Origin of the sequence: Streptomyces longispororuber, from assembly GCF_024448165.1 — a bacterium.
Lineage (GTDB): Bacteria > Actinomycetota > Actinomycetes > Streptomycetales > Streptomycetaceae > Streptomyces > Streptomyces longispororuber_A.
The window spans coordinates 1-20,891 of the sequence record NZ_JAMOLN010000142.1 but is presented as its reverse complement, the minus strand read 5'-3'; the positions used below and the strand labels follow the sequence as shown (position 1 = coordinate 20,891).

Below are 20,891 nucleotides of genomic sequence, written 5' to 3'. Positions count from 1 at the left end.
GTCAGCCGGTGTTGCGCAGACCCGCCGCGACACCGTTCACGGTCAGCAGCAGGGCCCGGGCGAGGGTCGGGTCCGGCTCCTCGCTCGCGGCCGCCGCGTCACGCTGCCGCTTGAGCAGGGCGACCTGGAGGTACGAGATCGGGTCGAGGTAGGCGTCCCGGATCGCGAACGTCTGCTTCAGGACCGGCTGCGAGTCGAGGAGCTCGGCCCCACCGGTGATCTTCAGGATCTCGGCGACGGTGAGCGCGTGCTCGGCCTCGATGTCCGCGAACACGTGCTGGAGCTCGTCCGGCACGAGCGTCTCGACGTAGTGCCGGGCGATGCGCAGGTCCGTCTTCGCGAGCGTCATCTCGACGTTGGAGATGAAGTTCTGGAAGAAGTGCCAGTGCTCGTGCATCTCGTCGAGGACGGTGTCGAGGCCCGCCTCGCGCAGCGCCTTCAGACCGGAGCCGACGCCGAACCAGCCGGGCACGATCTGCCGGGACTGGGTCCAGCCGAACACCCACGGGATGGCGCGCAGGCCGTCGAGGGAGACGCCCGAGCCGGGGCGGCGGGAGGGCCGCGAGCCCAAGTGCAGGTCGGCGAGCTGGTCGACCGGGGTCGAGGCGAGGAAGTACGTCGGCAGGTCCGGGTCCTCGACGAGCTTGCGGTACGCGGCGTGCGCGGCGTCGGAGACGACGTCCATGGCGGCGTCCCAGCGGGCCAGCGCCTCGTCGGACTGGCGCGGCGCGGTGTGCAGCGCGGACGCCTGCAGCGTGGCCGCGACGGTCAGCTCCAGGTTCTCCCTGGCCAGCGACGGCACCAGGTACTTGTCGCTGATCACCTCGCCCTGCTCGGTCACCTTGATCTCGCCCTCCAGGGTTCCCCAGGGCTGGGCGAGGATCGCGTCGTGCGAGGGGCCGCCACCGCGGCCGACGGTGCCGCCGCGGCCGTGGAAGAGGCGCAGCCGCACGCCGTAGCGGTGCGCGACGTCACGCAGACGGCGCTGAGCGCGGTGGATCTCCCACTGCGAGGTGGTGATGCCGCCGAACTTCGACGAGTCGGAGTAGCCGAGCATGACCTCCTGCACGTCCCCGTTGAGCGCGACCAGGCGCCGGTAGGACGGGTCGGAGAGCATGTCCTCCAGGATCGTGTCGGCCGCCTTGAGCTCGTCCGTGGTCTCCAGGAGCGGCACGATGCCGATCTTCGCCCAGCCGGCGTGCAGATCGATCAGCCCCGCCTCGCGGGCGAGCACCGCCGCCGCGAAGACGTCGTCGGCGCCCTGGCACATCGAGATGATGTACGACTCGATGACCTCGGGCCCGAACACGTCGAGCGCCTTGGCGATGGTGTGGAAGACGCCCAGGGTCTTCTCGCCGTCGGCGTCCAGCGGAGCCGGGGTCGGCGCCAGCGGCCGGCGCGAGCGCAGCTCCTTGGCGAGCAGCTTGCCGCGGTAGTCGCGCGGCATGTCGGTGTAGCGCCAGGACTCCTCGCCGAGCCGGTCGAAGAGCTGGCCGAGCGCGTGGTGGTGGGCGTCCGCGTGCTCGCGCACGTCCATGGTGGCCAGCTGCAGACCGAACGCGGAGAGCGTACGGATCGTGCGGTTCATCCGGCCCTCGGCGAACAGCCCGCCGCGGTGCTCGCGCAGCGACGTCTGGATCAGTGTGAGGTCGTGCAGCAGCTCGGCGGTGCCGAGGTAGTCGCGGCCGTCCTCGTGCGGGGTGTTCCTGGCCAGGCGCGTCTTGGTGTTCTCCAGCTTCTGCCGGATCGCGGTCGCCTTCAGCCGGTAGGGCTCCTCCGCGTTCAGCCGCTTGTAGCGCGGGCTGATCTCCGGCAGCCGCTCCAGGTCGCACTGGAGCGAGGTCAGCAGCTCCTCGGTGGCGCCCGTGTAGCGGATCGAGTTCGACAGGAAGCCGCGCAGCTCGTCGATCATGTCGAGCGCGTCGTTGATGCCGTGCTCGTGCTGCAGGATCAGGACGTCCCAGGTGACCTGCGGGGTCACGTTCGGGTTGCCGTCCCGGTCGCCGCCGATCCAGGTGCCGAAGGTCAGCGGCCGCGTCGCCTCGGGGAGGGTGACGCCGACCCGCTCCAGCTCGGCGGTGAGGTCCTCCAGGACGTCGCCCACGGCACCGGCGTGCAGCTCGTCCAGGTAGTAGATCGCGTTGCGGGACTCGTCCGTCACCTCGGGACGCACCACGCGCAGCTCGTCCGTCTGCCACACCAGGTCGATGTTCTCGGCGAGGCGGGTGTCGTAGCGGCGGCGGTCGGTCTCCAGGACCGGCGTCTCCAGCAGCTCGGCGATGCGGCGCAGCTTGTTCAGGACGCTGCGGCGGGCGGCCTCGGTCGGGTGGGCCGTGAAGACGGGCCGCACGTTGAGGTTGCCGACCGTGTCGCGCAGGTGCTCCGGGTCCGCGTCCTTGAGCCGGTCCGCGGTGCGGGCGAGCAGACCGCCCTCGGCGGCGCGCTTGGCGCGCAGCTCGCGGCCGCGGTGCACCTGCTCCGTCACGTTGGCCAGGTGGAAGTACGTGGAGAAGGCGCGGACCAGCTTGGCCGCGGTCTCCAGTTCGGTGCCGCGCAGCAGCTCGGCGGCGGCCTCGCCGTCCTCACGGGTCAGGCGGCGGACCTTCTCGACCAGTTCGAGCAGTTCGGGGCCCTCCTGGCGGACCAGGGTCTCGCCCAGCAGGTCACCGAGGCGGCGGATGTCGGCGCGCAGCTCGGGGCTGCTGCTCGTAGCGGTCTGATCGGCACTGCTCACAGGTGCGGCTCCTTGCAGTAATCAGAAGGTGCGACGCTCCGCGTCTCCTTGGAAGGGCGGTGGTGGGAGACGGGTGGGCGCTCGTCTGGAGGGAAGAGTCCCCGGGATCCGGGTAGTAGTCCCGGGTGGAGATTCAGAGCGGACCGCGCTGTCCGACCGTTTCCAAGGATATGTGCCCGTGGTCGCGGCACGGCTCGGGGCCTCTTGCCGCCCGGCCGCGCGCTGCCATACTTACGACGCCGTAGGTTACGGAACCGTAGGCATGACGAAGGCACTCTGTCCGCGGATCTCAGTGGATCTCCTGACCCGTCTCAGGCCCTCTCAACCCTCTCAACCCTCGACTTACAGGGGACTTCCCATGGCCACACGTTCCGATGTGATCGACGACGCACCCGAGGAGGCGTCAGGACCGTCCGCCGCTCCGGTCCGGTCGGCGACGCTGGGTGGGGAGCAGAAACGCTCCCTTGAGCAGATCACGCTGCTCCTCTTCATCGCCGTACCCTTCCTGGCGCTGCTCGCGGCGGTGCCGCTGGCCTGGGGTTGGGGCGTGAGCTGGCTGGACCTCGGCCTCCTCGTGTTCTTCTACTACCTCGGCTGCCACGGCATCACCATCGGCTTCCACCGCTACTTCACCCACGGCTCCTTCAAGGCGAAGCGCCCGCTGCGCATCGCGCTCGCGATCGCGGGCTCGATGGCGGTGGAGGGCCCCCTGGTCCGCTGGGTCGCCGACCACCGCAAGCACCACAAGTTCTCCGACGCGGAGGGCGACCCGCACTCGCCGTGGCGGTTCGGGGAGACCGTCCCGGCGCTGATGAAGGGCCTGTGGTGGGCGCACATCGGCTGGATGTTCGACGAGGAGCAGACGCCGCAGGAGAAGTACGCGCCCGACCTCATCAAGGACCCGGCGATCCGCGCGATCTCCCGGCAGTTCATCTTCTGGACGATGCTGTCGCTGTTCCTGCCCGCGCTGATCGGCGGTCTGGTCACGATGTCGTGGTGGGGCGCGTTCACGGCGTTCTTCTGGGGCTCGCTCGTGCGGGTGGCGCTCCTGCACCACGTGACGTGGTCGATCAACTCGATCTGTCACGCGGTCGGCAAGCGCCCCTTCAAATCCCGCGACCGCTCCGGCAACGTGTGGTGGCTGGCCGTCCTGTCCTGCGGCGAGTCCTGGCACAACCTGCACCACGCCGACCCGACGTCGGCCCGGCACGGTGTGATGCGCGGCCAGGTCGACTCCTCGGCCCGGCTGATCCGCTGGTTCGAGCTGGCCGGCTGGGCGTCCGACGTGCGCTGGCCGTCGAAGGACCGCATCGCCGCCCGCCGGAAGCCGCAGGCCGCCGACGCGGCATGACCCCGGCACGGCATGATGGGAGTCGTGGCGACCGACTCAAGCACCCCAGGCAACGCGAGCAGTGACAGGCCCGACAAGCCGAGGCGTGCGCGCCGTACGCGGATGACCGGGGCGGAGCGGCGCCAGCAGCTCCTGGAGATCGGCCGCGTCCTCTTCGCCACCAAGGGCTTCGAGGGCACGTCGGTTGAGGAGATCGCGGCGAAGGCCGGGGTCTCCAAGCCGGTGGTGTACGAGCACTTCGGTGGCAAGGAGGGGCTGTACGCGGTCGTCGTCGACCGCGAGATGCGCCAGCTGCTCGACATGGTGACGGGGTCGCTGACCGCGGGCCATCCGCGGGAACTGTGCGAGCAGGCGGCGTTCGCGCTCCTCGACTACATCGAGGAGTACACGGACGGCTTCCGCATCCTGGTCCGCGACTCCCCCATCCCGCAGTCCACGGGTTCCTTCGCGTCGCTGATCTCCGACATCGCGACGCAGGTCGAGGACATCCTGGGCCGCGAGTTCAAGGCCCGCGGCTTCGACCCGAAGCTCGCCCCGCTGTACGCCCAGGCGCTGGTCGGCATGGTCGCGCTGACCGGCCAGTGGTGGCTGGACGCCCGCAAGCCGAAGAAGGCGGAGGTCGCGGCGCACCTGGTGAACCTGGCCTGGCACGGCCTCGACGGCCTGGAGCCGAAGCCGCGGCTCATAGGGCACCGCAAGAGCTAGGGCCTGGTCAGGGGCGTGCGTCGGCGGTCGGTTCGAGGAACTCCAGCCGGTTGCCGACGGGGTCGGCGGAGTAGAACCGCCGGTGCCCCGGCAGCGCGTCGTCCCAGACCACCTCGGCACCGAGCCGCGCGAGCCGGCGCGCGTACGCCTCGATGTCCCGCACCCGCAGTCCCGGGTGCGCCTTCCGCGCGGCCCGGAAGTGGCCCGCCCTGTCTCCGGCGGCCTCGACGCCCAGGTGCAGCCGGGCGTCCCCCGCCTCGAACCAGCACCCGCCCCGCGCGGCGAGCTCCGGCGGCTTGGCGGTCTCGGTCATGCCGAGGACATCGACGTAGAAGGCGCGCAGCAGGCCCTCGCTCCCCTCGGGGGCGGCGAGCTGGACGTGGTCCAGGGCCGTGATCACGCGGGCTTCACCGCGACCACGAAGATCCGCCGGAACGGCAGCACCGTGCCGTGCTCCGTCGTCGGGTACGCCTCCCTGAGCAGGTCCCGGTACTCGGTCACGAACGCGTCCCTGGCCGCCGGGTCGTCGTCGAGCGCGGTGAGCACGGGGCGCAGGCCGGTGCCCTTCACCCAGTCCAGGACGGGGTCCTGCCCCTCCAGCAGGTGGGTGTACGTGGTCTCCCAGGCGTCGACCGCGCAGCCGAGCCCGGCGAGCCGCTCCAGGTACGCGGTGGGCGTGAGCACCGCGTCGCCGTGCCGCAGCACTCCGGCGAGGCGGTCCTTCCACCGGGCGGAGTCGGCGAGCTCCCGCATCAGGGCGTGGCTGGGGGCGTCGAAGTTGCCGGGGACCTGGAAGGCGAACGTGCCGCCCGGCGCGAGCGCGTCCACCCAGCGCGGGAAGGCGTCGACGTGCCCCGGCACCCACTGGAGCGTCGCGTTGGCCATGATCAGGTCCTGCGTCCGGGCCGGCGTCCAGTCCGCCGCGTCCGCGTACGCGAAGTCGAGCCGGTCCGTGGCGTGGACCTTGGCCTTCTCCAGCATCTCGGGCGAGTTGTCGTACCCGGTGATGCGCGCGGTGGGCCAGCGCTCGGTGAGCAGCGTCGTGACGTTGCCGGGGCCGCAGCCGAGGTCGGCGATGCGGGCCGGTTCGCGGGGCAGGGCGGGGATGCGGGCGAGCAGGTCGACGAAGGGGCGGCCGCGGTGGCCGGCGTGCCGGAGGTACTGCTGCGGGTCCCAGGTGGGTGTCGTCGTCATGACTCCAGGGTTCCCGGCAAAGTATCTCGATGTCAAGAGACTCGACTTCAAGAGACTTCATGTCGACACACCCCCTACACTGATCGTCATGGAGGACGAGGTCGACCGTCTGGTCGCAGCGTGGCGCCGGGAGCGCCCCGACCTCGACGTGGAGCCCCTTGAGGTGCTCAGTCGGGTCAGCAGACTCGCGCGCCATCTCGACCGCGCCCGCCGCATCGCGTTCTCCGAGCACCAGTTGGAGCCGTGGGAGTTCGACGTCCTGACGTCGCTGCGCCGGGCGGGCGCCCCGTACCAGCTCTCACCCGGTCAGTTGCTGACGCAGACGCTGGTGACGTCGGGCACGATGACGAACCGGATCGACCGGCTCACCAAGAAGGGCCTCGTCGAGCGGCTCCCCGATCCCAGTGACCGGCGTGGTGTCCTGGTCCGCCTCACCGAGGAGGGGCGGGACCGGGCCGATCAGTCCCTGGCGGGGCTGCTGGCGCAGGAGCGGGCGATTCTGGCGGAGCTTTCCCGTGCGGAGCGGGGTGAACTGGCCTCGCTCCTCCGCCAGTTGACGGCCCCCTTCGACAACATCCCCGGCTAGGCGCCGTAACCTTCTCCGCCCGTCCGCCGAGTGCGACTCTCGTCGTGGCTGGTCGCGCAGTTCCCCGCGCCCCTGGAAGGCATGCGCTACGCGCAGCCTTCCAGGGGCGCGGGGAACTGCGCGAGAAGCCCCACCGGCCCGGCAGCCCGCGACGAAAGAACAACCGAGCAGACGCACCCGTGGACACCCGCCCCGCCACACCCGGCAGGGCTCAGCTCGCGGCCTCCAGGTCGACCGGGCCGACCCCCGCCCGCCGCGCCAGCGCAACCGCGGCCAACGTCGAGTGCACGCCCAGCTTCCCCAGCACGTTCTGCATGTGCGTCCGCACCGTGTGCGGCGACAGGAACAACCGCTCGGCGACGGCCTTGCGCCCGAGCCCGGCCACCATGCAGCGCAACACCTCGCGCTCACGCGGCGTCAGGGACTCCACGAGCCGCTCCGACTCCGTCCGGTGCTTGCGGGCCGCGGTCAACTCCCGCAGCACACCCGTCAGCAACGCCGGAGGCAGATGCGTCTCGTCCCGGAGCACGCCCCGTATGACGGTCAGCAGCCGCGACAGGGAGCAGTCCTTGGCGACCCAGCCGGACGCCCCGGCCTGCAGGGCCATCGCGGCACGGCGCGGATCGTCCCGCTCGGCGAGCACCACCGTGCGGACCGCGGGCTGGCCCGAACGGACGCCCGCGACCAGGGAGATGCCGTCCACCAGCCCGTTCTGCGCGGCGCCGTCCGGGACGACCGTGGGCGGGCGCATGCCCTGCAGGGACGTCGCCCCCAGGTCAGCGTCGACGAGCAGCACATCGAATCTGCGCCCCTCGGCGGCCGCCCGGTCGAGGCAGCGCAGGGCGGCGGGGCCGCTGCCGGCCGCAGATACGTCGACGTCCGGCTCGGCGGCGAGCGCCGCTGCGAGGGACTCGGCGAAGATGCGATGGTCGTCGACGACCAGGACCCGAATACGAACCACGTGATAACCCCCACTGGTCGGGGGACGGACCAACGCAGGTACGGCGCCCGGAGTACAGGTCGCCGCAGCCGCACGGCCGCCGCCGTGCCCGAACTGCTACCCCCACTCCGGGCGTCGTACCCGGCTGTCTCGCCCCCTGATCAACACCGGCCCCCACCGGTGCTGTCCTCAGAGTAGGGCTGAAGGCCCCGAGGGGAAGGCAATTCGCAGAACTGATTGGCGGTTGACCGGCCCTCGACCGTCTGGCGCGTTTATGGTGAGGCCCATGTTTCGCATTGAGGCAGAAGTCGACAAAGAACGCCGCCTTCTGCTCCGCACGCTCCTGAGGAAGGCGAACGCCGAGGCCTCTCCCGAGCTGCGCGAGCTGCGGGGCACGCCGGACGAGCGCGAAACCCCGCTCCAGGTCTGGGCGTTGGCCGAGGACGGCAGTCTGGCCGGTGGTCTCGACGCGCACACCTGGGCGACCTGGCTGCACGTGAACCTGCTCTGGGTCGCCGACCGGCACCGCGGCGCCGGGCTGGGCTCCCGGCTCCTCGCGGAGGCCGAGCGCATCGCCCGTGAGGATCGCGAATGCGTCAACTCCCGTGTGGAGACGTGGGACTTCCAGGCCCCGGGCTTCTACCGGCAGCACGGCTACGACGTGGTGGCCGTGGTGCCGGACTACCCGCCCGGGGTCAAGGAGTTCACACTGACGAAGCGACTGGGCTGAGCCCGCGGCTCAGGCCTCGCGCCGCGCCCCGGCCGACGGCACCGCCGGGAACACCCGCGGCGTCGTGTACCCGGCCTCCTCGAAGGCGGCGAGCACCGACTTCGTGACCGCGTCCGCGTCCGCCGTCTCCACCAGCACGATCGCCGAGCCGCCGAATCCGCCGCCCGTCATCCGGGCGCCGACCGCACCGGCGGCGCGGGCCGTGGCGACGACCAGGTCCAGCTCGGGGCAGGAGATGCGCAGGTCGTCGCGGAGCGAGACGTGGCCCGCGTCCAGGACCGGGCCGATGGCGCGCACGTCGCCGGCGTCGAGGAGGCCGATGACCTGCTCGACGCGGTGATCGTCGGAGACGATGTGCCGGACGTAGCGGACGACCTTCTCGTCCGCCCCCGCCTGCTCCAGCGTCCGCAGGGCGTCGTCCAGTCCGGCGTACGGGACGTCCCGCAGGTGCGAGACGCCGAGCAGGCGCGCGCCCTCCTCGCAGCCCGCGCGCCGCTCCGCGTACGCGCCGTCGCCCAGCTCGTGCTTGACGCGCGTGTCGACGACGAGGAGCTGGAGGCCCTGCGAGGCCAGGTCGAAGGGGACCTGCCGGATCGACAGGTCCCGGCAGTCCAGGTGGAGCGCATGGCCCTCGGTCGCGCACGCCGACGCCATCTGGTCCATCACGCCGCACGGGACGCCCACGAAGACGTTCTCGGCGCGCTGCGCGAGGACCGCCAGCTCCGGCTCGGACAGGCCGAGTTCGAAGAGCTCGTTGAGCGCGTAGGCGGTCACGACCTCCAGGGCCGCGGACGACGACAGGCCCGCGCCCGTCGGCACCGTCGAGGCGAGGTGGATGTCCGCGCCCGTGACGGCGTGGCCCGCGTCGCGCAGCGCCCAGACGACGCCCGCCGGGTAGGCGGCCCAGCCGCCCTGCCCGTACTTGCTCAGCGGGGTCAGCTCGTCGACGCGCAGTTCGGCGACGGGGGCGTCGATGTCGGCGGAGTGCAGGCGCAGCACGCCGTCGTCCCGCCGGGCCACCGCCGCGACCGCGGTGTGCGGCAGGGCGAGCGGCATGACGAAGCCCTCGTTGAAGTCGGTGTACTCGCCGATGAGGTTGACGCGGCCGGGTGCCGCCCACACTCCCGCGGGCTCGTAACCGTACAGATCGCTGAACTGAGCGGCGACGGACATGAGTTGGGGCCCTCTGATTCCTACTGGGTTCCGACTGGTTCCTACTGCTGGCGTGCCTGGGCGAACGCCCAGGCGTCGGCGACGATGCCCGCGAGGTCCGCGCGGGACGGGTTCCAGCCGAGGCGCTCGTGCGCGGTGGCGGCGGAGGCGACGAGGACGGCCGGGTCGCCGCCGCGGCGCGGGGCGACGATCTCGGGGATCGGGTGCCCGGTGACCTGGCGGACGGTCTCGATGACCTCGCGGACCGAGAACCCGTTCCCGTTGCCGAGGTTGCAGATCAGGTGCTCGCCGGGCTGCGCGGCCTCGACCGCGAGGAGGTGCGCCTCGGCGAGGTCGGCGACGTGGATGTAGTCGCGGACGCAGGTGCCGTCGGGCGTCGGGTAGTCGTCGCCGTAGACGGAGATCGCGTCGCGCCGGCCCTGGGCGACCTGGAGGACGAGCGGGATGAGGTGCGACTCGGGGTCGTGCCGCTCGCCGCAGTTGCCGTACGCGCCCGCCACGTTGAAGTACCGCAGGGACACGGCGGCCAGCCCGTGCGCGGCCGCCTCACCGGTGATCATGTGGTCGACGGCGAGCTTCGAGGCGCCGTACGGGGAGGTGGGCGCGGTCGGGTCCGTCTCGGTGATCGGGGTGCTGACCGGCTCGCCGTACGTGGCCGCGGTGGAGGAGAAGACGAGCTTGCGGACGCCCGCCGAGCGCATCGCGCCGAGCAGCGCCATGGTCCCGCCGACGTTGTTGTCCCAGTACTTCTCGGGCTTCACGACGGACTCGCCGACCTGCGAGAACGCGGCGAAGTGCAGCACCGCGTCGTACGAGGCGTCGAGCCACTTGGCCGCGTCGCGGATGTCGCCCTCGACGAAGGTCGCGCCGGCGGGCACGCCCTCGCGGAAACCGGTGGAGAGGTTGTCGAGGACGGTGACCTCGTGACCCGCTTCCAGCAGGTGCTGCGCGACGACGCTGCCGACGTATCCGGCACCGCCCGTGACCAGGTACTTACCCATTACTTGCTCGCTACCTCTCGCAGTCGCTCGGCCGCGGTCTCCGGCGGCACGTCGTTGATGAACACGCTCATGCCGGATTCGGAACCCGCGAGGAACTTCAGCTTGCCGGAAGTGCGGCGGATGGTGAAAAGCTCGAGGTGGAGCGCGAAGTCGTCACGGGTGACGCCCTCGAACTCGTCCAGCGTGCCGAACGGCGCCTGGTGCCAGGCGGCGATGTACGGCGTCACCGGCTGGTCCTCACCGAAGATCCGGTCGAAGCGCCTCAACAGTTCCAGATAAATCTTGGGGAACTCTGTGCGCGCCGCGTCGTCGAGCCCGAGCAGGTCGGGGACCTGGTGCCTGGGGTAGAGGTGGACCTCGTAGGGCCAGTGCGCCGCGTACGGCACGAAGGCCACCCAGTGCTCGCCCTCCAGGACGATGCGCGAGCCGTCCGCGAGCTCCTTCTCCACGACGTCGGCGAAGAGGTTGCGGCCGCCGGTCTGCTCCTTGTGCTCGGCGAGCGAGCGCAGCATGAGGGCGGTGCGCGGGGTGGTGAAGGGGTAGCCGTAGATCTGGCCGTGCGGGTGGCCGAGGGTCACGCCGATCTCGGCGCCGCGGTTCTCGAAGCAGAAGACCTGCTCGACGGAGTCGAGGTGGGACAGCTCGGCGGTCCGGTCCGTCCACGCCTCTAGGACGAGCCCGGCCTGCTCCTCGCTGAGGTCGGCGAAGGACTTGTCGTGGTCGGAGGTGAAGCAGACCACCTCGCAGCGGCCGGAGTCGCCGGCGAGCGAGGGGAACCGGTTCTCGAAGACGACGACGTCGTACGCGGAGTCGGGCACCTCGCTGAGCCGCTCACCCTCGGACGGGCACAGCGGGCACTCGTCGGCCGGCGGGTGGTAGGTGCGGCCCTGGCGGTGCGAGGCGATGGCCACGGAGTCGCCGAGCAGCGGGTCGCGGCGGATCTCCGACGTGGTGACCGTGCGGTCGAGGGGGCGCCGGTCGACGGCTTCCCGGACGACGTCGTCGCGCGAGTCGTAGTAGATGAGCTCGCGCCCATCGGCAAGGCGGGTCGACGTCTTCTTCACGACCGATGCTCCTCATCGCACCAACCAAACAGAACCGAACACAACAAAGCATAAGTCAACAGTCACGTCAAGAGATCCAACGGGGGACGGACTGTGCGGTTTCTGTGCCACGTGATCACTTATCCGAGAGGCATCGATCACAATCCAACAAAGAACATCAAGGGAAGTGTTCACTTATTGAAGCCGGAGGCGTAGGTTCCGGACTGTTTCAGTTCGCGCAACGAAGCGAGATCTCATGCAGTCCCCCACAATCACGCTGGCGGCAGGGCTACGGCTGCCCACCAACGGCCTCGACTACGCGATCCTGGCGATCTACTTCGTCGTCGTCCTGGGCATCGGCTTCGCCGCCCGCCGCTCCGTGAAGACCAGCCTCGACTTCTTCCTGTCGGGCCGTTCGCTCCCTGCCTGGGTCACCGGCCTGGCCTTCGTCGCCGCCAACCTGGGCGCCACCGAGATCCTCGGCATGGCCGCGACCGGTGCGCAGTACGGCGTCGCGGTCGTCCACTGGTACTGGATCGGCGCCATCCCGGCCATGGTCTTCCTCGGCCTGGTGATGATGCCCTTCTACTACCGCTCGAAGGTGCGATCGGTGCCGGAGTTCCTGCTCCAGCGCTTCGACAAGTCCGCCCATCTGCTCAGTTCGATCCTGTTCGCCTTCGCGGCGATATTGATCGCGGGCGTGAACCTCTACGCCCTGTCGATCGTCGTCGAGGCGCTGCTCGGCTGGCCGCAGTGGGTGGCCATCGTGGTCGCGGGCGCCTTCGTCCTCGCGTACATCACCATCGGCGGCCTGTCCTCCGCGATCTACAACGAGGTCCTGCAGTTCTTCGTGATCCTCGCGGCGCTCATCCCGATCTGCATCATCGGCCTCAAGCGCGTCGGCGGCTGGGGCGGCATGACGGACTCGCTGAAGTCCCAGCACGGCGACAACTTCATGTCGGCGTGGGGCGGCACCGGCATCGGTGACGCCAACCCGCTCGGCGCGAACTGGCTCACGATCATCCTCGGCCTCGGCTTCGTCCTCTCCTTCGGCTACTGGACGACGAACTTCGCGGAGGTCCAGCGCGCCCTGTCGGCCAAGAACCTCTCGGCCGCCCAGCGCACCCCGCTGATCGCCGCCTTCCCGAAGATCTTCATCGTGTTCCTGGTGATGATCCCGGGCATGGTCGCCGCGGTCCTCGTCCCGAAGATCGGCGGCGCCGGCTCGGACCTCACCTACAACGACGCGATCCCGTACCTGATGCAGGAGCTGCTGCCCAACGGCGTCCTCGGCATCGCGGTGACCGGTCTGCTGGCCGCCTTCATGGCGGGCATGGCGGCCAACGTCTCGTCGTTCAACACCGTGTTCACGTACGACATCTGGGCCAAGTACGTGAAGACCGACAAGCCCGACGGCTACTACCTGAAGTTCGGTCGCCTCATCACGGCGATCGGTGTGGTGGCGTCGGTCGGCACGGCGTTCATCGCGTCGTCGTTCTCGAACATCATGGGGTACCTGCAGACCCTCTTCTCCTTCTTCAACGTCCCGATGTTCGTGGTCTTCATCATCGGCATGTTCTGGAAGCGCGCGTCCATGAAGTCGGGCGTCTGGGGCCTGCTGGCGGGCACCACCGCCGCGATGCTCAACTACTTCTGGATCTACAAGCAGGGCGTCATCGACATCCCCACCGACCAGGGCGCCAACTTCGTCTCGGCGATCGTCGGCTTCGTCGCCGGTGCGGTCGTCATGATCGTGGTCACGCTCTTCACCGCCCCCAAGCCGGAGGCGGAACTGGCCGGTCTGGTCTACGGCACGACGGCCCCCGGCCTGGAGGAGCCGCCCGCCGAGGGCGACAGCGCCTGGTACCGCAAGCCGGCCCTGCTCGGCTGGGGCGCGATCGTCCTCGCCGCGCTCTGCTACCTCCCCTACTCCCTCTGATCGGAGGCGCGATCTCTCATGTCTGATCTCCAGAACGAAGTCTCCGAACTGGAACGCAAGTCCGCGACGGCGGCTCGCCTCTTCGACATCCGGCGCATCATCGGCGGCCTGTTCGTCCTGTACGGCGTGATCGTCACGATCGCCGGCATCACGGCGTCCGACGCGGACCTGAAGAAGGCCGAGAACATCAACATCAACCTCTGGACGGGGTTGGGCATGCTGGCGCTCGGCCTCTTCTTCCTGGTGTGGCTGAAGCTCCGCCCGACGGCTCCGCCCACCCCGGACGAGTAGGCCCTGCCGGGCCCACCGGGGCCGGAGTCCACCGTTCTGACGCGGTGGGCTCCGGCCCTTTCCCGTGCCCCCTCCCCCTATACCGTGCAGCCATGACATGGCGAGGACCGACGTATCGGACGGTGGACGGGGAACGAATCGACGGGGTGTGGAGCCACGTCTGGCAGCGCCTGGACGCGGATCACCCCTACTGCGTGGACGACTTGATCGTCTACGCGGACGGAACGATCACCTGGGACACGGACACGGACCTGTCCGGCCTCAGGAAACTGCTGGAGAGCGGCCGACTGTCGGTGACCGACCCCGCCAGGCCGCCCCGGTCGGAGCCCCCGGAATGGGGTTCCCGGCTCAGCCGGCCGCTGACCACGGACGGGTTCCTCCTGGAGGTCGCGGACCAGATCGAACGGCTCAACGGCCGTCCCACCAGCAGCCACCGCTGCTGGGAGGCGGTCCGACGCTTCCAGCAGGACCCGTCCGAGTCCCACCGCTCCCTGCTCCGCGCGGCGTACCTGGCGATACCCCCGCACCTCCGCGTCTACGCCCTGGGGGACATGGACCAGCAGGACCGCCCCCTTCGGATCCTGCTCACGGACGTCGGCGAGGCCGTCGACGGCGGCGGCCCGGTGGTCACGGCGGAACTGCACCAGACCGCTCTCGACTACTTCGCCAGGAGCCACCGAGGGATCCAGCAGGAACAGGCACGACGGGCCGTCGACTACTCCGACGATCCGTCAGGCCCCGGTCGTGCGACCGTCGTCTCGCAGGAAACCGTCTTTCCCCGGGGCTGGCCCGAGGAACCCGCCACGTTCATGCTCCGCAACGGCTGTCCGACGCCGTTCGCCCACGAGGGCGAGTCCTACGCGTCCGTACTCCACGCGTACTGGTCGCTGGCGGCGGCGGACCCCGCCGACCGGGCCCGGATCGCGGCCGCGGAGTCCGGCCGGGACGCCCAGGAGCTGGGTGGCAAGGTGCCCCACCGACCGGACTGGCCCGCGATCCGGCTCGCGGTCATGGCGGACCTCCTGCGCGCCAAATACACCCAGCACGAGGCCGCGGCCCAGGTCCTCCTCTCCACCGGCGACAGCCGGATCAGCTACACCGGCCTGTGGGACTCACCGTTCTGGCGGGACACCAACGACGCCCACGGCCGCAACTGGATGGGCCGCCTGCTGGAACTGACCCGCTCCGAACTCCGCCTCCGGCCAGCGAACTCGCCGTCGCCAGCACGTCCTTGAGCGAGACCCTCGGTCACTCCGGCGAGGTGAAGAGATCAGCTGCGTCGGTCACGCGGACGGCGCGCTCGGCCCACACGGTGAGCTGCTCGGCGTCGGCGCAGGCGAGGACGCGGTCGCGCACGGCACCGGGGACGGTCAGGCCGCGCCATTCGAGGATGCGGAGGGTCATCTCGGCCTGGGCCTGAGCGCGGCCCTCTTCACGGCCCTCTTCACGGCCCTCTTCACGGCCTTCCTCACGGCCTTCCTCACGGCCTTCCTCACGCACCTTCTCGGCCACGGGATGCCGGAAGAAGTAGCTCACCTCGGTCATCAGGTCCCTCCAGATCTCCTTCGCCTGGGGATTGACCAGGCCCGTGTCCACCCGCATCAAGGTGTCGACGCGCCTCTCGACCGGTGTGACCTCGGTGAGGTCGGTGTTGAGAACGGCGATGTCGCGCGCCTCGGGAAACGGCACGTGGAACAGGCGCTGGAAGTTGCGCACCATCATCGCCGTTTCCTTGCGGAAGAAGTGGTGCATCGTCTCGTGCGGTGAGCTGACCATCAGGCGGCCGCCCCGAGTTCGCACCAGACGAGTTTGCCGTGATCGCCGCTGCTCAGTACCGGGTGCCAGCCCCAGCAGTCGGCGCAGGCCCGTACGAGGTCGAGGCCTCGGCCCTGTTCGGCGTCCGGTGGGGTGAAGAGGGGTGGGGCGGGTGGTTTCGGGTCCGCGTCCCAGACGCCGATCCGGAGGACTCCGTCGGCCCAGCGGAGGCGGAGCGCGGCCGGGCCCTTGGTGTGGCGGACGGCGTTGGTGACCAGTTCCGTCGCCAACAGTTCGGCCACATCGAGGAGTTGGGGTGGTCCGTGAACGGTGAGGACGAGGCGGAGAGTTCGGCGGGAGACCGTCACGGCCCGGGGGTCGTTCGGGATGTACAGCGTGTATTCCCACGGCTCGGCGAACGAGGATGGCGACATGCGGGAACTCCGTTGTTCAGTACGGGAGTTGAGGCGCGGCGAGGTGGTTCGGGCGGTGGCAGTGTCGCCGCCGCCATGGCATGGCGGGGCGGTGCGCTTCCGGGTCCCGGATTCGCTGCGTTGCGACGCGTCACTGACGGTATGCCTGAAAATTAAGGAGCTGCAAGCCGGTCGCGTAATCTGACACCCGAAAGAGGCACTCCAGAGGGTGAGTTGGCACATGGCGACGAGGCGCAACCCCACTGCGCGGCAGATCCGCCTGGGCGCGGAGCTGCGCAGACTCCGCGAGGCCGCGGGCCTCAAGGCGCGCGCGGCGGCCGCCCTCCTCGGGGCCGACTCCGTCCAGATGAGCCAGATCGAGGCCGGAGTCTCCGGGGTGAGCGAGGAGCGGGTGCGCCGGCTCGCCGCCAACTACGCCTGCGTGGACGAGGCGTTGATCGACGCACTCGTGGTCATGGCGACCGACCGGACCCACGGTTGGTGGGAGGAGTTCAGGGGCGTCCTCCCGGCCCCGTTCCTGGACCTGTCCGAGCTCGACCACTACGCGACGTTCCGGCGTGACGTGGCCGTCATCCACGTACCCGGGCTGCTCCAGACGGAGGCGTACGCCCGCGCCCTGTTCGCGTACACGACGCCCGAGCTGCCCGAGAGCGAGCTGGAGCACTGGGTGGAGCATCGGATGCGGCGACGGATCGTCATCGAGGACACCGACCCCATTCCGTACGACGCCGTGATCCACGAAGCCGCGCTCCGCATCCGCGTCGGCGACCGCAAGGAATCCCGCGCCCAGCTCCAGCGCGTCCTCGATGCCTCGGAGGCGGATCACGTGACGGTGCGGGTCATCCCCCTCGACCTGGAGGGATTCGGCGGAGCCGGCAGCTCGATGGTGCACCTGGGCGGAGCGGTGAACCGTCTGGACACCGTCATCAGGGACGCGCCCCACGGCACCGTATTCATCGACGCCGAGGCCCAACTGGCCCACTTTCGAACGCTCTTCCGTATGGTGGAGAAGGCATCGCTCGACCCGACCGCGTCGCGGAACTTCATCCACCAGTTGACCAAGGAACTGTGAGGCCGGCCATGACCACCGCCCCGTGGCAGAAGTCGTCCTTCTCGGGCGGCGGCGAGGGCAACGACTGCGTCGAACTCGCCCCCGCCCCCGGCAACGGCATCCGCCTCCGAGAGAGCGACACCCCTACCATCGAACTCGCCACCACCCACGCCCCGTTGGCCCACCTCATCCACACCCTCAAGGGCCACCCGGCGACCGGGACCGCCCCCTCCCCCCGCCTCGACGTCACCTTCGCCCCGGACGGCGACCTGGTGCACCTGCGTGAGACCTCGGCCCCGGACACCGTGGTCACGACGACCCGCCGGAAGTGGGACGCGTTCGTACTCGGCGTGCGGGCGGGCGAGTTCGACCACTTCGTGCGGCCCGCCTAGTCCTCCGGCTCCCACTCCGCAAGAAGGTCGAAGTACGCGCTGTCGCCCGCCAGTTCCAGGGTGTCCAGCGGGATGCGGCCGTGCAGGGCCAGGACCAGGTCGGGGGCCGGGGCCCGGACCGAGGCCGCGGGCAGGACGCCGGTGATGGGCGGACGGGCGACGACGGCGCCCCTGGGCGAGAGGATCAGGCGCCAGGTGTGGCCGTCCGTGGTGTGGAAGTCGACCTTGGCGGGGTGGTGCGGCCAGGGGCTCGTCGTGGCGCAGCACGTGGAGAGGAACTCGTCGATGCCGTCGAGTGCGGCCTCGTACGGGAGCGGCTGCGGGATGCCCGCCGTGAGCTGGGCGTCGTAGGTGTGGACCGCCATCTCCTGGAGCTGGTGGCGGGCCACGGCGCCCGTCGTGCGCGGGGACTCCGACGCACCCCACCAGGTCCAGCACGCACGGTCCGGGCCCACCGTGCGCAGCGCGTCCAGGAACCGCTGGAACGCGTCGGCCAGCCAGGCGAGGAGCGCCTCCCGCTCCCGAGGGGCGGGCGTGGGCTCGACCGTGGGGGGCACGTCGGCCGGGCCCGCCGCGACCGTCACCGCCCAGAAGTGGCGCCGCTCGCCGAGGTGTTGGGCGAGGTCGCGCAGCGTCCAGCCGGGACAGGTCGGGACCTGTGCGTCGAGATCGGGCGCGGCGGCGATCGCGGCTCGGAAGGCCGTCGCCCGGTCGTCGATCAGGCGCAGGAGGTCGGTGAAGCCAGGGGTCGTCTTGTCCACCTCGGCTGTCTACCAGGCCGTTCGTCGGAGGGACAGCGCTTTTGCGTGGCGGAGAACGCGAGAGTCCCGCCCCGTGAACACGGGGCGGGACTCTCGATCTGGAGCGCCGGGCAGGCCTTGCACCTGCATTTCCCCGCAGGAAGCGGGGCGTCTTTCCTTGGACCACCAACGCACTGTTCGTCACCCGGAGTTGGGGTGACCAACGCAAGATCGACTATAGCTCAGGAATCCGGATTCGGCGACTCCGGTGTGGGGGCGGGGATCGTGGAGGGGGCCACGGGGCCCGCGCGGTCCAGCAGGCCCGTGCGCGCGGCGAGGGCCGCCGCCTCCAGCCGCGAGCCGACGCCCAGTTTCATCAGGACCCGCTGGACGTGGGTGCGCGCCGTCGACGGGGCGATGCCCATGCCGGCCGCGATCAGCCGGGTGTCCTCGCCGTCCGCGACCCGGACCAGCACCTCGACCTCGCGCGGCGTCAGCATCTGCAGGAGGCGCTGGCCCTCGTCGTCGGGCTGGGCCGCCGGGTTGAGCAGTTCGCTGAACGCCCCCTGGAGGAGGGACGGCGCCACCGCCGCCTCCCCGGCGCGCGCCTTCATCAGGGCACGCTCGACCCCTTCGATGCGCTCGTCGTGGCGTACGTAACCGGAGGCGCCCGCCGCGAAGGCGGCCGCGATGCCGCGCGGGGACGGCACCGGTCCGAGGACCACGACCGCGACCTGCGGCCGTTCCCGCTTGATGCGGATCACCGGGTCGAACGTGCCGGGTTCGGCCGGGGTCGCCGTGCCCAGGAGGCAGACCTCCGGGGCGCGCGAGATGACCAGTTCGGCGGCGCCCGCGGCGGGCGCGGCCGCGGCGAGCACGCGGTGCCCGCGCAGCTTCAGCGCCGAAGCGAGCGCCTCGGCGAGCAGTCGGTGGTCGTCGACCACCATGAGCCGCACACCCATTGAGCCAACCCCCCAGTTCGCCCCAGGAGCAGCATGGATCTCCCGGGCCCCCCACGGACAGGCGAGCCCCCCGACTCACCGTCCTCCTTCTTCATCCCCCGGAAGCTACACGCTTGTTCGACGTTGCGCGCCCCCTACCGGTGAGAAGCGGCCCTGAATGCTGAAAACCCGGCTTTTCAGGGGTGATTGGGGGTAGAGGAGCGCATATGTCGACGGCCCCGCGCCCCGGTGTCCGGGGGCGGGGCCGTCGACAGGACGTGGGCCGCGGCTAGTTGGTCGTGAAGCCGAGGACCGTGTACTGCTTGTCGTCGTTCGAGTACGGCTCGCTGATCAGGTCCTTGCCCATGAACAGCCGGCCGCCGGAGTACAGCATCTCGGAGGACGTCGGCACCATCCGGCTGGTCGCGTCCCGGACCGCCTGGGTCGCGGGCGTCTCCAGCAGGACCGTCTGCTTCATGGACTTGGAGTCGACGGTGACGATCTGCGAGCCCTTGTCGTACGGGCCGTCCTTGTACGCCAGCACGTTGCTGCCGTCCATCCGCAGCGGGAAGATCTCGTAGTCGTCGCCGCTGTCGATGCGGTCACCGGTCAGCTTGCCGGTGGCCAGCGAGAACGACACGACCTCGTTGACCTGCGAGGTGCCGGAGCCGTCGTGCTGGAGGGACGGCAGGTAGAGCCGGTCGTTGCCGACCACGACGCCCTTGCAGCCGTGCACCTCGCCGACCTCGCAGTCGATGTCGTACTTCTCGGCGTCGACGGAGATCTTGGCGCGCAGCTTGCCGCTGTCGTCGAGGGAGAACGCGTCGGTGTACTTGACCTCTTCACCGAGGGCGACACCGAAGGAGACCGGCTTGGTGGAGAACACCGAGAGCAGGTTGACCGTACCGGCGCCGCCGGGGACCTTGTACGTCCACTTCGGCTTGCCCGACGTCGGGTCGAGGAGCTGGATCTCGAAGGTCTCCTCGTCGAAGTCGCCGCACTTGCGGACCGCGACGAGCTGCTCGCCGCCGCGGTAGCCGACGTCCTCGCAGGAACCGGCCTGCGGCTTCCACAGGACCTTGCCGGACTTGATGTCGAAGGCCGCGCCGCCGTCGTAGCCGCCGCCGACCGCGAGCGTGGAGCCGCTGATGGACAGCTCCTTGAACGCGATCTTCTGGCCGCCCGCGTCGACGCTGTCCGACCACACCTTCTTACCGGTGTTCACGTCGAACACGGTGATCTCGGTGCACTGGAAGTGGTCGCCGTCCTTCTTGCGCTTGCCGTCCTCGGCGAGCACGGCGGCGAGACCGGCCTCGGTGACCTCGGGCGAGGCGCCGCAGGTCTGGCCGGACAGCGGCAGGGTCCACTTCTTGGTGCCGGAGTCCGGCTCGTAGCCGACGAGCTCGTTCAGGCCCGCCTTGACGTACATCGAGTCGGTCAGCCAGGAGCCCGCGGTGCTCCACACGGCGTCCTTGGCGACCTTCGGGGCCGGGAGCTGGAAGGCGATCTTCGCGCCGGTGCTCGACGGGACCTTCTCCTCGCCGCCGCTGCCACCGCCGCCGATGCCGCCCTCGCCGCCCTTGCCGCCCTTCTTGCCGCCGTCGGCGGAGTTCTTCGTGTCGTCCTTGCCGTCGTCGGAGGACGAACCGGCGTACAGGATGCCGCCGACGACGATCAGGGCGATGACCACGACCGCGGCGGTGACGATCCACACGACCGGGTTGACGGACTTCTTGCCGCCACCGCCGGCCGGCGGCATCGGCGTGGTGGGCGGCTGCGGGTAGCCGTACTGCTGTTGCTGGCCGTACTGCGGCTGCCCGTAAGGCTGCTGGCCGTACTGCTGCGGCTGCGGCGGCTGGCCGTACGCCGGGGTGGGCGGCTGGTTCGGCTG

General features: G+C 70.3%; 21 protein-coding genes. 9 read left to right on the top strand and 12 right to left on the bottom strand.

Going from position 1 to position 20,891, the window contains the following annotated elements:
• Position 1 precedes the first annotated feature (1 nt).
• Positions 2-2,734, bottom strand: a complete 2,733-nt coding sequence (gene ppc, locus M4J07_RS32180; RefSeq protein WP_255977556.1) for a phosphoenolpyruvate carboxylase — start codon at positions 2,732-2,734, stop codon at positions 2-4.
• A gap of 358 nt (positions 2,735-3,092) precedes the next feature.
• On the opposite strand from ppc, the gene M4J07_RS32175 reads away from it, so the two are divergent.
• Both M4J07_RS32175 and M4J07_RS32170 read left to right on the top strand, forming a co-directional pair.
• The gene (locus M4J07_RS32175; RefSeq protein WP_255977554.1) at positions 3,093-4,085 is read left to right on the top strand and encodes an acyl-CoA desaturase; all 993 of its coding nucleotides are present in this window, start codon (positions 3,093-3,095) and stop codon (positions 4,083-4,085) included.
• 12 nt (positions 4,086-4,097) lie between these two features.
• A complete protein-coding gene (locus tag M4J07_RS32170; protein ID WP_255977552.1) occupies positions 4,098-4,790 on the top strand; it encodes a TetR/AcrR family transcriptional regulator in 693 nt (230 codons plus the stop codon).
• A gap of 7 nt (positions 4,791-4,797) precedes the next feature.
• Here the strand turns inward: M4J07_RS32170 and M4J07_RS32165 are convergent, their stop codons facing one another.
• Together M4J07_RS32165 and M4J07_RS32160 are read right to left on the bottom strand one after the other, a co-directional pair.
• Positions 4,798-5,190, bottom strand: coding sequence for a VOC family protein (locus M4J07_RS32165; RefSeq protein ID WP_255977550.1), 393 nt, complete (start codon positions 5,188-5,190; stop codon positions 4,798-4,800).
• The gene (locus tag M4J07_RS32160) at positions 5,187-5,984 is read right to left on the bottom strand and encodes a trans-aconitate 2-methyltransferase (protein WP_255977548.1); all 798 of its coding nucleotides are present in this window, start codon (positions 5,982-5,984) and stop codon (positions 5,187-5,189) included. Before M4J07_RS32160 ends, M4J07_RS32165 begins: the two co-directional genes overlap by 4 nt.
• Before the next feature lie 88 nt (positions 5,985-6,072).
• Between M4J07_RS32160 and M4J07_RS32155 the strand changes: the two genes are divergently transcribed.
• The gene (locus M4J07_RS32155) at positions 6,073-6,570 is read left to right on the top strand and encodes a MarR family winged helix-turn-helix transcriptional regulator (RefSeq protein ID WP_255977546.1); all 498 of its coding nucleotides are present in this window, start codon (positions 6,073-6,075) and stop codon (positions 6,568-6,570) included.
• Between the two features lie 211 nt (positions 6,571-6,781).
• Here M4J07_RS32155 and M4J07_RS32150 read toward each other — a convergent pair whose 3' ends face one another.
• Positions 6,782-7,531 carry a LuxR C-terminal-related transcriptional regulator gene (locus M4J07_RS32150; RefSeq protein ID WP_255977544.1) on the bottom strand — a complete coding sequence of 250 codons (750 nt, stop codon included), beginning with the start codon at positions 7,529-7,531 and terminating at the stop codon, positions 6,782-6,784.
• A gap of 253 nt (positions 7,532-7,784) precedes the next feature.
• Between M4J07_RS32150 and M4J07_RS32145 the strand changes: the two genes are divergently transcribed.
• Positions 7,785-8,240 (top strand): GNAT family N-acetyltransferase, encoded by a 456-nt coding sequence (locus M4J07_RS32145; protein WP_255977542.1) that lies wholly within the window; start codon positions 7,785-7,787, stop codon positions 8,238-8,240.
• Between the two features lie 9 nt (positions 8,241-8,249).
• Here the strand turns inward: M4J07_RS32145 and galK are convergent, their stop codons facing one another.
• Genes galK through galT form a run of 3 tightly spaced genes read right to left on the bottom strand, consistent with a single transcriptional unit; the run spans position 8,250 to position 11,478 of the window.
• Entirely contained in the window at positions 8,250-9,413 is a 1,164-nt protein-coding gene (gene galK / locus M4J07_RS32140; RefSeq protein ID WP_255977540.1) for a galactokinase, read from the bottom strand.
• A gap of 41 nt (positions 9,414-9,454) precedes the next feature.
• Entirely contained in the window at positions 9,455-10,414 is a 960-nt protein-coding gene (galE, locus tag M4J07_RS32135; RefSeq protein WP_255977539.1) for a UDP-glucose 4-epimerase GalE, read from the bottom strand.
• Positions 10,414-11,478, bottom strand: coding sequence for a galactose-1-phosphate uridylyltransferase (galT, locus tag M4J07_RS32130; protein ID WP_255977537.1), 1,065 nt, complete (start codon positions 11,476-11,478; stop codon positions 10,414-10,416). The genes galE and galT overlap by 1 nt, the downstream gene beginning before the upstream one ends.
• A gap of 235 nt (positions 11,479-11,713) precedes the next feature.
• Between galT and M4J07_RS32125 the strand changes: the two genes are divergently transcribed.
• The 3 genes from M4J07_RS32125 to M4J07_RS32115 all read left to right on the top strand — a co-directional run bounded on the left by M4J07_RS32125 (position 11,714) and on the right by M4J07_RS32115 (position 14,922).
• On the top strand, positions 11,714-13,396 hold the full coding sequence (locus M4J07_RS32125; protein ID WP_255977535.1) for a sodium:solute symporter family protein: 1,683 nt from the start codon (positions 11,714-11,716) through the stop codon (positions 13,394-13,396).
• A gap of 18 nt (positions 13,397-13,414) precedes the next feature.
• Positions 13,415-13,687, top strand: a complete 273-nt coding sequence (locus tag M4J07_RS32120) for a hypothetical protein (protein WP_255977533.1) — start codon at positions 13,415-13,417, stop codon at positions 13,685-13,687.
• Positions 13,688-13,779: 92 nt separating this feature from the next.
• On the top strand, positions 13,780-14,922 hold the full coding sequence (locus M4J07_RS32115) for an NADAR family protein (RefSeq protein ID WP_255977531.1): 1,143 nt from the start codon (positions 13,780-13,782) through the stop codon (positions 14,920-14,922).
• A gap of 13 nt (positions 14,923-14,935) precedes the next feature.
• Here M4J07_RS32115 and M4J07_RS32110 read toward each other — a convergent pair whose 3' ends face one another.
• Together M4J07_RS32110 and M4J07_RS32105 are read right to left on the bottom strand one after the other, a co-directional pair.
• Positions 14,936-15,463: a hypothetical protein gene (locus M4J07_RS32110; protein ID WP_255977570.1), complete on the bottom strand. Its 528-nt coding sequence runs from the start codon at positions 15,461-15,463 to the stop codon at positions 14,936-14,938.
• On the bottom strand, positions 15,463-15,876 hold the full coding sequence (locus M4J07_RS32105; RefSeq protein WP_255977529.1) for an ATP-binding protein: 414 nt from the start codon (positions 15,874-15,876) through the stop codon (positions 15,463-15,465). Before M4J07_RS32105 ends, M4J07_RS32110 begins: the two co-directional genes overlap by 1 nt.
• Positions 15,877-16,096: 220 nt before the next feature.
• On the opposite strand from M4J07_RS32105, the gene M4J07_RS32100 reads away from it, so the two are divergent.
• The gene (locus M4J07_RS32100) at positions 16,097-16,948 is read left to right on the top strand and encodes a DUF5753 domain-containing protein (protein WP_255977527.1); all 852 of its coding nucleotides are present in this window, start codon (positions 16,097-16,099) and stop codon (positions 16,946-16,948) included.
• 8 nt (positions 16,949-16,956) lie between these two features.
• The gene (locus M4J07_RS48560; RefSeq protein ID WP_374215118.1) at positions 16,957-17,319 is read left to right on the top strand and encodes a DUF397 domain-containing protein; all 363 of its coding nucleotides are present in this window, start codon (positions 16,957-16,959) and stop codon (positions 17,317-17,319) included.
• Here M4J07_RS48560 and M4J07_RS32085 read toward each other — a convergent pair.
• The 3 genes from M4J07_RS32085 to M4J07_RS32075 form a co-directional block, all read right to left on the bottom strand.
• Positions 17,316-18,080 carry a maleylpyruvate isomerase family mycothiol-dependent enzyme gene (locus tag M4J07_RS32085; RefSeq protein WP_255977525.1) on the bottom strand — a complete coding sequence of 255 codons (765 nt, stop codon included), beginning with the start codon at positions 18,078-18,080 and terminating at the stop codon, positions 17,316-17,318. The genes M4J07_RS48560 and M4J07_RS32085 overlap by 4 nt on opposite strands.
• A 221-nt stretch (positions 18,081-18,301) precedes the next feature.
• A complete protein-coding gene (locus M4J07_RS32080; RefSeq protein WP_255977523.1) occupies positions 18,302-19,021 on the bottom strand; it encodes a helix-turn-helix transcriptional regulator in 720 nt (239 codons plus the stop codon).
• A 268-nt stretch (positions 19,022-19,289) separates the two neighbouring features.
• Positions 19,290-20,891: outer membrane protein assembly factor BamB family protein (locus M4J07_RS32075; protein WP_255977520.1), on the bottom strand; the 1,602-nt coding region annotated here is incomplete at its 5' end.